The following is an 11,911-nucleotide window of genomic DNA, read 5'->3' on the forward strand; positions in this document are numbered from 1 at the left end:
GAGGTCACGGTGTGGCCAGCGCGCGCGCGACGGCCAGTCCGTTGAGGACGGCGCCTTCGAGCGTGGCGGGGTAAGGGCCTTCGGTGTAGTCGCCGCAAGCCAGCAGCCCCGGCGCGATGGTGGCCGGCGGACGTGCCAGGCCGGGCGTGCAGGCGAAGGTGGCGCGTTTTTCGACCACGGTCTGGATCGGCGTGAGGCCCGGCTGACCGAGTTGCGCGCCGGCTTGGGCGAGCACCTGTTTCTCGAGCGTCTCGCGCGGCGTTTCGTTGGCGCTCACGACGAAGGCGAGCACGCCCGCCGGTCCGCCGAGCTGGCCGCGGTCGAACACGAACTGGGCCGGTGCGCTGCCCGGCTGGCTGCGCAGCGCGAGCATTGGCTCGGCCAGCGGCGCGGCGCCGCGCACGTAGACCGTGGCAATCGCCTCGAAGCGCAGCGATTCGGTGACGTTGCACCAGCGCGACGCAGCGGGCAGGCCGGTGGCACGCGCGAGCCGCGCGGCGTCCCAGGGGGCGCCCGCGAGCACGGCCTGGTCGAAGAGTTCGTCGTCGACGCGCCACTGATCACCTTCGGGCGCGATGGCGCGCACGCGGTGGCCGATGCGCGTGGTGGCGCCATGCTGGGCGAGCCACGCCAGCGCGGCATCGGGCAGCAGCGCGCCCAGGTCGACGCGCGGCAGCAGCAAGTCGGCACCGCCGCGCCCGCTGAACAGCGCGTCGTGCAGCACGCGCAGGAACACCTGGCCGCTCGATTGCGACACCGGCGTGTTGAGTGCCGAAACGCACAGCGGCTCGATCAGCTCCTGCATCACGCGCGGCGTGAGGCCGGTGCAGAGCGTGGCAACGCTCGTGCCGGGCGCGCAGCGAAAGCCTGCGAGGCGCCAGCGCACGGCGGTGGACAGCAGCGTGGCCTTGTCGCGCCAACTCCAGCCGCGCGCGGTGAAGATGCCGATCAGCAGGTCGAGCGGCGGCGGACGGCCCGCGGGCAGCTGCAGCCCGCCGCCGTCGGCAAAGCGCAGCGAGAGCGGCAGGCGCTGCAGGGCGGTGTCGACGTCCACACCCACGTCGCGCATGAGCGCCAGCGTGGCGGTGTAGGCGCCGATCAGGATGTGCTGGCCGTTGTCGAGCGCCATGCCATGCATGTGGTCGACCCGCCGCGCGCGCCCGCCGGCCATCGGCGCGGCTTCGAACAGGGTGACGGCGTGGCCGAGGCGCGTGGCCTCGACGGCGCAGGCGAGGCCGGCCCAGCCGGCGCCGATGACGGCGAGCCTCATCGGCACGAAAGATGGGGCGTCATATCCGGCCGAGCGCCTGGACTTTCCATGCGAGCCACAGCTTGCGCACGGGGGTGAGGCTGACGCGCTGGTTCAGCACCTGGAAGTCGTCGCGCTCGATCTCGCGCAGCAGCGTGCGGTAGATGCTGGCCATCATCAGGCCGGGTTTCTGGGTGCGGCGGTCGGCCAGCGGGAGCAGGGCCAGCGCTTCGTCGTAGGCGGCGTGGGCACGCTGGGCCTGGAACTTCATGAGCGCGACAAAACGGTCGGAGTGGATGCGGTTGAGGATCTCGTGCGCCTTCACGTCGAACTGCTGCAGCTCGTTGACGGGCAGGTAGATGCGACCGCGCAGCGCGTCTTCGCCCACGTCGCGCAGGATGTTGGTGAGCTGCAGCGCCAGGCCGAGCTTGTGGGCGTAGGCGGTGGTCTGCGGATCTGTCTGGCCGAAGATGCGCGCCGCGACTTCGCCCACCACGCCGGCCACGAGGTGGCAGTAGCGCGCGAGGCCGGGGAAGTCGAGGTAGCGGGTCTGGTCCAGGTCCATCTGGCAGCCGTCGATCACCTCGTGGAGCTGGCGCGCCTCGATGCCGTAGGCCGCGGCATGCGGCATGAGCGCCTGCATGACCGGGTGGCGCGGCGTGCCGGCAAAAGCCTGGGCGACTTCGGTGCGCCACCAGGCGAGCTTGGTGGCAGCCACGCCGGGGTCGGAAACCTCGTCGACCACGTCGTCGACCTCGCGGCAGAAGGCATAAAAAGCCGTGATCGCGGCGCGACGCGGCTTGGGCAGGAACAGGAAGGCGTAATAGAAACTGCTGCCCGAAGCGGCGGCCTTGTCTTGCACGTATTGCTCGGGATTCATCGGGGAGGCGCTGCTTTCATGGGGCGTGATTGTCTCCGCATCCGCCATGCCTTCCAGAGCAGCACGGGTGCATCGGCTTTGCCGACGGTGGGGCGCTGCGTGAAGGTGTCGAAGCCCAGGTCCTCGATCTTGTCGAGGATGCGCAGGCCGCCCTGCACAACGAGGCGCAGCTCCCAGCCCACGCGGCCCGGCAGGCGGTGCACGAGCGGGGCGCCCTCGGTCATGAGTTCGCGCGCCCAGAAGGCCACCACGGCGATCAGGTTGATCGCCTCCTGCGGCGGCGGGGCCGGCGACAGCGGTTCGAAGACCTTGAAATGCTCCGACGTCAGGCCGCGCCGCGCGCAGTCGGTGCGCGGAAAGTAGAAGCGCCCGCGCGGCAGGTCGACGCTCGGGTCCTGCCAGAAGTTGATGAGCTGCAGCGCGCTGCAGATGGCGTCGCTCTGGGCCAGCGCCTGCGCATCGGTCACGCCGTACAGGTGCAGCAGCAGCCGGCCGACCGGGTTGGCGGAGCGGCGGCAGTAGTCGAGCAGCTCGGCGCGGTCGGCATACGTGCCGCGGTCGCGCGTTTTCTCGATGTCCTGCATGAAGGCGCTGAGCAGGTCGGCGAGCAGGTCTTCGGGCAGGCGGTACTCGGTGATGGCCCAGGCCAACGGGCCGAACACATGGGGCCAACGCGAGTCGGGCAATGCTTCGCCGCGCGCGGCGGCAGCCAGTTCCTCGCGGTAGGCGCGCAGCTCGGCCAGGCGCGCATCGGGCGAGGCGTCGCCTTCGTCGGCGATGTCGTCGGCGGTGCGGGCAAAGTGGTAGATCGCGGCGATCGGTGGGCGCAGGTGCGGCGGGCACAGCCACGAGGCCACGGGGAAGTTTTCGTAATGGGCCGGCGCGGCGGCATGACGGGGATTGGCGGGGGGAGTGGCGGACACGCCACGATTGTCGGCGACGTCATGTCCGGGCACTATGCTGGCGGCGTCGCCACTTTCCATCTCTCTTTCGCCCATGACGATGAAAGCAACTGCCGCGGCTTCCGGGACTGCGCTTCCCGCTTCGGGCGACACCGCACATCCGGCCGGGCCGGGTCTGATGATCGCGGCGCTGGGCGTCGTCTTCGGCGACATCGGCACCTCGCCGCTGTATGCCTTCAAGGAGACGATGAACCCCGAGCACGGCGTGCCGTTCTCGCCCGACGCGGTGCTGGGCCTGCTCTCGTTGATCTTCTGGGGCCTGATGTTCGTGGTGACGCTCAAGTACGTGGTGTTCGTGCTGCGCGCGGACCACGACGGCGAGGGCGGCATCCTGGCGCTGCAGGCGCTGGCGCGCAACGCGGTCTCGGGGCCCAAGACCCGGCCCTGGGTGTGGCGCGGGATCGGGCTGCTGGGCCTGGTGGGCGCGGCCATGTTCTACGGCGACAGCCTGATCACGCCGGCCATCTCGGTGCTGTCGGCGGTCGAGGGCCTGGAGGTGCAGGCGCCGGTGCTGCAGCGCGCGGTGATCCCGATCACGGTGGCGATCCTCATCGGGCTGTTCATGGTGCAGAAAAAAGGCACCGGCGTGGTCGGCAAGATCTTCGGGCCGGTGATGCTGCTGTGGTTCCTGGTGCTGGGCCTGTCCGGCCTCTGGCAGGTGCTGCAGCAACCGCAGGTGCTGGCGGCGCTCGATCCGCGCCGGGCGGTGGGCTTCCTGGTCGAGCACCGGGCGCAATCGCTCGCGGTGCTGGGCGCGGTGTTCCTGGCGTTCACGGGCGGCGAGGCGCTGTATGCCGACATGGGGCACTTCGGCGCCAGGCCGATCCGGCTGGCGTGGATCTTCATCGCGCTGCCGGGGCTGGTGCTCAACTACTTCGGGCAGGGCGCGCTGGTGCTGGCGAACCCGGCGGCCATCGACAACCCGTTCTTCCGGCTCTTTCCGTCGTGGGGCGTGCTGCCGATGGTGGTGCTGGCCGCCATGGCCACCGTGATCGCGTCGCAGGCGGTGATCTCAGGCGCCTTCTCGCTCACCGCGCAGGCGATGCGCATGGGCTACCTGCCGCGCATGCGCGTGGTGCAGACCTCGGGCACGGCCATCGGGCAGATCTACGTGCCCGCCGTCAACTGGCTGCTGATGGTCGGCGTGCTGCTGCTGGTGCTGGGCTTTCGCAGTTCGGGCGCGCTGTCGGCGGCGTATGGCATCGCGGTGTCGATCACGATGGTGACGACCACGCTCCTGGCCGGCATCGTGGCCTGGGGCCTGTGGCGCTGGAACAAGGTGGCGGTGGTGGTCGGCGTGCTGGCCTTCGCGGCGGTCGACCTGACCTTCGTGGTGTCCAACAGCCTGAAGGTGGCCGAGGGCGGCTGGCTGACGTTGGCGGTGGCGGCCGGGGTGATGGTGCTGTTCACCACCTGGGCCAAGGGCCGGCGCCTGGGCCTGGAAGCGGCGGCGGCCGACAGCCTGCCGCTGCGGCCCTTCGTCGAGTCGCTGGCGCGCCACCTGCCGCACCGGGTGAGCGGCACGGCGGTGTTCCTGAACCCCGACGCCACGGCGGTGCCGCATGCGCTGCTGCACAACCTGAAGCACAACCAGGTGCTGCACGAGCAGGTGATCGTGCTGCGCGTGCTCTCGTGCGACACGCCGCGCGTGGACGCGCGCCTGCGCATCGAGGCCGACCAGCTCATGGACGGCATCTGGGTGGTCACCGCGCGGCACGGCTTCATGGAGCGGCCCGACGTGCCCGAGTTCATCCGCATCCTGGCCTACCAGAAGACGCTGGCCATCGACTCGATGAAGACCTCGTACTTTGTCTCCCGCGCCTCGGTGGGCGAGGAGAACCTGCCGGGCATGAACCCGGTGCGACGGGTGCTGTTCGGCTGGCTGCAGCGCAACGCGGGCCGGGCATCCGATTACTTCGAGCTTCCCGACAACCGGCTGGTCGAGATGGGGCAGAGAACGTAGCGGAAACAATTAGTCAACTGACCCGCGGGTCATTGACACTGTTTAACGTTTACCCTAGATTACTAACCGGTGGGTCATTAATGACCCGGTTCCTCTCTTCTTGGGTGTCTCATGACCGCCTCCGCCGCCTCACTCCGTGCCCGCAGCGCCGCCTGGCTGCTGCTTCCCGCCATATTTCTGGCCGGCTGTTCGCCGAAACCCCCTGCCCAGGAGCCCGTGCGGGCGGTCAAGTTCGTGACCGTCGGCACCAGCGACTACGACGCCCAGCCCGAGTTCTCGGCCGAGGTGCGGGCGCGCGTGGAGTCGCGCCTGGGCTTCCGAGTCGCAGGAAAAATCACCAAACGCCAGGCCGAACTCGGCCAGCACGTGCAGGCCGGCCAGGTGCTGGCGCAACTCGATCCGCAGGACTACCGCCTGGCCGCTGACGCCGCCCGCGCCCAGCAGGCCGCCGCGCAGACCAACCGCGACCTGGCAGCCGCCGACCTGAAGCGCTACACCGAGCTGCGCTCGCAGAACTTCATCAGCGGCGCCGAACTGGAACGCCGCGAAACCACCTGGAAGGCCGCGCAGGCGCAGCTCGAACAGGCGCAGGCGCAACTGGCCTCGCAAGGCAACCAGGCCAGCTACACGACGCTGGTGGCTGATGTGGCGGGCGTCATCACCGCCATCGAGGCCGAGCCGGGCCAGGTGGTGCAGGCCGGCACGCCGGTCGTGCGCATCGCCCAGGACGGCGCACGCGACGTGGTGTTCGCGGTGCCTGAAGACCGCGCCGCGCTGATCAAACCCGGCTCGCCGGTCGCGGTGCGCGGCTGGTCCGGCGGCGAAGTGCTGCAGGGCAAGGTGCGCGAGGTGGCGGCCAGTGCCGACGCGGTCACGCGCACCTACTCGGTCAAGGTGTCGATCGACGCCGCGACTTCGCCGGCGCTCGGCGCCACGGTCTACGCAAGGCCCCAGGCCCTGGCGCGCACCGACGTTGCGGTGATCAAGCTGCCGACCAGCGCGCTGCGCCAGGAAGGCAAGGGCTCGGCGGTCTGGGTGCTCGAGAAAGACAGCATGACCGTGCGCTCGCAGCCGGTGCAGGTGGTCACGGCCGACGGCAATGAAGCGGTGATCGGCGCGGGCCTGGCGCCCGGCATGATGGTCGTGGCCGCGGGCGTGCACGTGCTGTCGCCGGGTCAGAAGGTCACGGTCTACCAGTCGAAGGAGGCCATGGCGGCCGCCGCCAACGGCCAGCAACAGGCGCAGGCGCAGCAGCGGGCCGTCGAGGCCGTGGCCGCGACGAAGAAGGAGATCGCAACGGGTGCCGCCAAATGACGGAAGGCCCTGCGACCCCCGCGAACCCTGAAACTCCCGGACACAAACCCGCCGGCTTCAATCTTTCCAAATGGGCGCTGGACCACGCGCCGCTCACGCGCTACCTGATGGTGGTGCTGATGGTGCTGGGCGCGTTTGCGTACTTCCAGCTCGGCCAGGACGAAGACCCGCCGTTCACCTTCCGCGCGATGGTGGTGCGCACCTACTGGCCCGGCGCCACGGCGCAGCAGGTGGCCGAGCAGGTCACCGACAAGATCGAGCGCACGCTGCAGGAAGCGCCGTACGCCGACAAGATCCGCAGCTATTCGAAGCCCGGCGAGTCGCAGATCATTTTCCAGATCAAGGATTCGTCGAAGGCCGCCGAGGTGGCCAACGTCTGGTACACGGTGCGCAAGAAGATCGGCGACATGCGCGGCACCTTGCCCGCGGGTGTGCAGGGGCCGTTCTTCAATGACGATTTCGGCGACGTCTACGGCGTGATCTACGCGCTGGAGAGCGAAGGCTTCAGCTACGCCGAGCTCAAGACGCTGGCCGACGACGTGCGCCAGCAATTGCTGCGCGTGAAGGACGTGGCCAAGGTCGACCAGTTCGGCGTGCAGGACGAAAAAGTCTTCATCGAGATCTCGCAGAAGCGCTTGGCCCAGCTGGGGCTCGACTTCAACGCCGTGCTGGCGCAGCTCGGCTCGCAGAACGCGGTCGAAAGCGCCGGCACGATCCAGTCGCCGCTCGACGTGGTGCAGGTGCGCGTGGGCGGCCAGTTCACCAGCGTCGAGCAGCTGCGCGAGATGCCGATCCGCGGCAGCTCGGGCAACCAGATCAAGCTCGGCGACATCGCCGAGATCCGACGCGGGTACGTCGATCCGCCGGCCGTGAAGGTGCACCACCAGGGTAAGGAAGTGATCGCGCTTGGCGTGTCGATGGCCAAGGGCGGCGACATCATTGCGCTGGGCAAGGCGCTGAAGGCCACCACCGCCACCATCGACCAGCGCCTGCCGGCCGGCGTGAAGCTGGCGCAGGTGCAGGACCAGCCGGTGTCGGTGGCCAGCTCGGTCAATGAGTTCGTCGGCGTGCTCATCGAGGCCGTGGCCATCGTGCTGGCCGTGAGCATCATCGCGCTCGGCCTGCACAAGGGCGGGCGCTTCGGCTGGTACATCGACATGCGCCCGGGGCTGGTGGTGGCGATCACCATTCCGCTGGTGCTGGCCGTGACCTTCCTGGCCATGAACTACTTCGGCATCGGGCTGCACAAGATATCGCTGGGGTCGCTGATCATCGCGCTCGGCCTGCTGGTCGATGACGCGATCATCGCGGTCGAGATGATGGTGCGGAAGATGGAAGAGGGCTACGACAAGGTCCGCGCCGCCACCTTCGCCTATGACGTGACGGCCAAGCCGATGCTCACGGGCACGCTCATCACGGCGGCGGGCTTTTTGCCCATCGGCATCGCCAAGTCGGTGACGGGCGAGTACACCTTCGCGATCTTTGCGGTGACGGTGATTGCGCTGGTGCTGTCGTGGATCGTGTCGGTGTACTTCGTGCCGTACCTGGGCACGCTGCTGCTCAAGGTGAAGCCGCACGACCCCGACGCGCCGCCGCACGAGCTGTTCGACACGCCGTTCTACAACGGCTTTCGCCGCGCGGTGAACTGGTGCGTGCAGCACCGCTGGCTGACCATCGGCGCCACCGTGCTGATCTTCGCGCTCGGCATCTTCGGCATGGGCAAGGTGCAGCAGCAGTTCTTCCCCGATTCGAGCCGGCCCGAGATCATGGTGGACCTCTGGTTCCCCGAGGGCACCTCGTTCGCGGCCAACGAAGAGGTGGCCAAACGCGTCGAACAGCGTGTGATGAAGGAAGAGGGCGTGAAGACCGTCAGCACCTGGATCGGATCGGGCGTGCCGCGCTTCTACCTGCCGCTGGACCAGGTCTTTCCGCAGACCAACGTGTCGCAGCTCATCGTGCTGGCCAAGGACCTGAAGGTGCGCGAGCGCCTGCGCCTGCGCCTGCCCGCGGTGCTCGCCGAAGAGTTTCCCGAGGTGCGCGGCCGCGTCAAGTTGCTGCCCAACGGCCCGCCGGTGCCGTACCCGGTGCAGTTCCGCGTGGTCGGCACCGAGCCCGCCCAGCTGCGCGCGCGCGCCGACGAGGTGAAGGCTGTGCTGCGCGAGAACGCGAACCTCATCGGCGTGAACGACAACTGGAACGAGTCGGTGAAGGTGATCCGCCTCGAGATCGACCAGGCCAAGGCGCGTGCGCTCGGCGTGACCAGCCAGGCCATCGCGCAAGCCTCGCGCACCATGTTCAGCGGCACCACGGTCGGCCAGTACCGCGAGAACGACCTGCTGATCGACATCGTGCTGCGCCAGTCGGCCGACGAGCGCGAAGCGATTTCGGACATCGGCAACGCCTACATTCCGACGACCACGGGCCGTTCGATACCGCTCACGCAGATCGCCCGCCCGGTGTTCACCTGGGAACCCGGCGTGATGTGGCGCGAGAACCGCGACTACGCGATCACCGTGCAGGGCGACGTGGTGGAAGGCCTGCAGGGCGCCACCGTGACCGAACAGCTGCTGCCCAAGCTGCGCGAGCTCGAAGCCGGCTGGCATGCGGCCGGGCAGGGCGGCTACCGCATCGAGGTGGCGGGCGCGGTCGAGGAAAGCAGCAAGGGCTCGGCCTCCATCGTGGCGGGCGTGCCGATCATGCTGTTCCTGGTGTTCACGCTGCTGATGCTGCAGCTGCACAGCTTCAGCCGCTCGCTGCTGGTGTTCATCACCGGCCCCATGGGCATCGCTGGCGTGGCCGCCGCGCTGCTGCTGCTGAACCGGCCTTTCGGCTTCGTGGCGCTGCTCGGCGTGATCGCGCTGATGGGCATGATCCAGCGCAACGCCGTGATCCTGATCGACCAGATCGAGAGCGACCGCGCGGCCGGCGTGCCGGCCTGGGACGCGATCGTCGAATCGGCCGTGCGGCGGCTGCGCCCCATCGTGCTGACCGCTGCGGCGGCGGTGCTGGCGATGATTCCGCTGTCGCGCAGCGTGTTCTGGGGGCCGATGGCCGTGGCCATCATGGGCGGGTTGATCGTGGCCACCGTGCTGACGCTGTTGGCGCTGCCGGCGATGTATGCCGCGGCCTTCCGGATCAAGCGGGAGCCGCAAGCGGCGTGAAAAGGCGCTTTCCACGGACCGTTTTCGCGCGGCCCGTATCCCTTGCGCGAGAGTGGGTGAAATCCCCGAAAGGGGGAAGCCGGAAGGCCCCCATTCTTGCGTTTAAAATGCGCGGTTGACCGATTTCAGGCGGACGGTCTTGGGCCAGCGGGTTTTCCTGCAGCGCCGAGGCCGTCCGCCTTTGCATTCACCTGAAATTTGGCATCGCGCGGGTGGCGAAATTGGTAGACGCACCAGGTTTAGGTCCTGACGTTCGCAAGAACGTGCCGGTTCGAGTCCGGCCCCGCGCACCAGCCACACCCCTCACAAGGAAGACACCATGACCGTGAACGTTGAAACTCTCGAGAAGCTCGAACGCAAGATCACGCTGACCCTGCCGGTCGGCACCATCCAGAACGAAGTCGATTCGCGCCTCAAGAAGCTCGCGCGCACCGTCAAGATGGACGGCTTCCGTCCCGGCAAGGTGCCGATGAACGTCGTGGCCCAGCGCTACGGCTACTCGGTGCACTACGAAGTCATGAACGACAAGGTTGGTGAGGCCTTCTCGCAAGCCGCGAACGAAGCCAAGCTGCGCGTCGCCGGCCAGCCCCGCATCACCGAGAAGGAAGAGTCGCCCGAAGGCCAGCTCGCCTTCGACGCGGTCTTCGAAGTGTTCCCCGAAGTCAAGATCAACGACCTGTCGGGCGCTGAAGTCGAGAAGCTGTCGGCCGAAGTCGGCGACGAAGCCATCGACAAGACCCTGGACATCCTGCGCAAGCAGCGCCGCACCTTCGCCCAGCGCGCGCAAGACGCCGTGGCCGAAGACAACGACCGCGTGACGGTCGACTTCGAAGGCAAGATCGACGGCGAGCCCTTCCAGGGCGGCAAGGCCGAAGACTTCCAGTTCGTCGTCGGCGAAGGCCAGATGCTCAAGGAATTCGAAGACGCCGTGCGCGGCATGAAGTCCGGCGACAGCCGCACCTTCCCGCTGTCGTTCCCGGCCGACTACCACGGCAAGGACGTGGCCGGCAAGCAAGCCGACTTCATGGTCACCGTGAAGAAGATCGAAGCCTCGCACCTGCCCGAAGTCAACGAACAGCTCGCCAAGTCGCTCGGCATCGCCGAAGCCACCGTGGAAGGCCTGCGCGCCGACATCAAGCGCAACCTCGAGCGCGAAGTGAAGTTTCGCCTGCTGGCCCGCAACAAGAACGCGGTGATGGACGCCCTGGTGGCCAACGCCGAACTTGACCTGCCGAACGCCAGCGTGCAGTCGGAAGTCGCCCGCATGATCGAAGGCGCCCGCGCCGAACTCAAGCAGCGCGGCATCAAGGACGCCGACAAGGCCCCGATCCCCGAAGAAGTGTTCCGCCCGCAAGCCGAGCGCCGCGTGCGCCTGGGCCTCGTGGTGGCCGAGCTGGTGCGTGCCAATGAACTGCAGGCCAAGCCCGAGCAGATCAAGGCCCACATCGACGAGCTGGCTGCCAGCTACGAGAAGCCGCAAGACGTCGTGCGTTGGTACTTCAGCGACAACAACCGCCTGGCGGAAGTCGAAGCCGTGGTCATCGAAAACAACGTGACCGACTTCGTGCTGGCCAAGGCCAAGGTCAACGAAAAGTCGGTGTCGTTCGACGAACTGATGGCGCAGCAGCAGTAAGCTGGTTTCCGTCGCTGCATGCAGCAACGCCGATGGGGCTTGTGCTTTGCGGCACGAGCCCCATTTCACTCAGGCGTACAGTTCAATCAGAGCGAACGAATCCATTTTCCGGAGAGCAAATTCATGAGCGCACAGGAAATTCAAGGCCTCGGCATGATCCCGATGGTCGTCGAGCAGTCGGGCCGCGGCGAGCGGTCGTATGACATCTACTCGCGTCTCCTCAAGGAACGCATCATCTTCCTGGTGGGCGAGGTCAACGACCAGACCGCCAATCTCGTGGTGGCCCAGCTGCTGTTCCTCGAGAGCGAGAACCCGGACAAGGACATTTCGTTCTACATCAACTCCCCGGGCGGCAGCGTGAGCGCCGGCATGGCGATCTACGACACGATGCAGTTCATCAAGCCGTCGGTGTCGACCATGTGCCTGGGCTTCGCAGCCAGCATGGGCGCCTTCCTGCTGGCGGCCGGCGAGAAGGGCAAGCGTTTCTCGCTGCCCAACTCGAAGATCATGATTCACCAGGTGCTCGGCGGCGCACGCGGCCAGGCCACCGACATTGAAATCCATGCACGCGACATCCTGCGCACCAAGGACCAGATGAACCGGATCCTGGCCGAACGCACCGGCCAGCCGCTGGAAAAGGTCAAGTCGGACACCGAGCGGGACTACTTCCTGACCGCTGACGAGGCCAAGGATTACGGCCTGGTCGACCAGGTTGTCGCCCAGCGCGGTTAAAGCCGCCCGGCGCCTCG

General features: G+C 67.8%; 8 protein-coding genes and 1 tRNA gene. 6 read left to right on the top strand and 3 right to left on the bottom strand.

Features of this window, described 5'->3' with window-relative positions; genetic code table 11:
- Window positions 1–4: 4 nt before the first annotated feature.
- Genes hpnE through hpnC form a run of 3 tightly spaced genes read right to left on the bottom strand, consistent with a single transcriptional unit; the run spans window position 5 to window position 3,052 of the window.
- Entirely contained in the window at window positions 5–1,270 is a 1,266-nt protein-coding gene (gene hpnE, locus AAG801_RS10375; RefSeq protein ID WP_341888312.1) for a hydroxysqualene dehydroxylase HpnE, read from the bottom strand.
- Window positions 1,271–1,289: 19 nt separating this feature from the next.
- Window positions 1,290–2,129 (bottom strand): presqualene diphosphate synthase HpnD, encoded by an 840-nt coding sequence (hpnD, locus tag AAG801_RS10380; RefSeq protein WP_341888313.1) that lies wholly within the window; start codon window positions 2,127–2,129, stop codon window positions 1,290–1,292.
- A complete protein-coding gene (gene hpnC / locus AAG801_RS10385; protein ID WP_341888314.1) occupies window positions 2,126–3,052 on the bottom strand; it encodes a squalene synthase HpnC in 927 nt (308 codons plus the stop codon). The genes hpnD and hpnC overlap by 4 nt, the downstream gene beginning before the upstream one ends.
- A 157-nt stretch (window positions 3,053–3,209) precedes the next feature.
- Here hpnC and AAG801_RS10390 point away from each other — a divergent pair, with 157 nt between their 5' ends.
- The 6 genes from AAG801_RS10390 (at window position 3,210) to clpP (ending at window position 11,894) form a co-directional block, all read left to right on the top strand.
- Window positions 3,210–5,054, top strand: a complete 1,845-nt coding sequence (locus AAG801_RS10390) for a potassium transporter Kup (protein ID WP_341888330.1) — start codon at window positions 3,210–3,212, stop codon at window positions 5,052–5,054.
- A gap of 111 nt (window positions 5,055–5,165) precedes the next feature.
- Window positions 5,166–6,368, top strand: a complete 1,203-nt coding sequence (locus tag AAG801_RS10395) for an efflux RND transporter periplasmic adaptor subunit (RefSeq protein ID WP_341888315.1) — start codon at window positions 5,166–5,168, stop codon at window positions 6,366–6,368.
- On the top strand, window positions 6,365–9,529 hold the full coding sequence (locus AAG801_RS10400; protein WP_341888316.1) for an efflux RND transporter permease subunit: 3,165 nt from the start codon (window positions 6,365–6,367) through the stop codon (window positions 9,527–9,529). Before AAG801_RS10395 ends, AAG801_RS10400 begins: the two co-directional genes overlap by 4 nt.
- Before the next feature lie 206 nt (window positions 9,530–9,735).
- Window positions 9,736–9,822 (top strand) — tRNA-Leu (locus AAG801_RS10405).
- Between the two features lie 26 nt (window positions 9,823–9,848).
- Window positions 9,849–11,162: a trigger factor gene (gene tig, locus AAG801_RS10410; RefSeq protein WP_101492930.1), complete on the top strand. Its 1,314-nt coding sequence runs from the start codon at window positions 9,849–9,851 to the stop codon at window positions 11,160–11,162.
- Between the two features lie 123 nt (window positions 11,163–11,285).
- Window positions 11,286–11,894 carry an ATP-dependent Clp endopeptidase proteolytic subunit ClpP gene (gene clpP, locus AAG801_RS10415; RefSeq protein WP_095745077.1) on the top strand — a complete coding sequence of 203 codons (609 nt, stop codon included), beginning with the start codon at window positions 11,286–11,288 and terminating at the stop codon, window positions 11,892–11,894.
- Window positions 11,895–11,911 lie beyond the last annotated feature (17 nt).

The organism is Variovorax sp. YR752 (genome assembly GCF_943372545.1).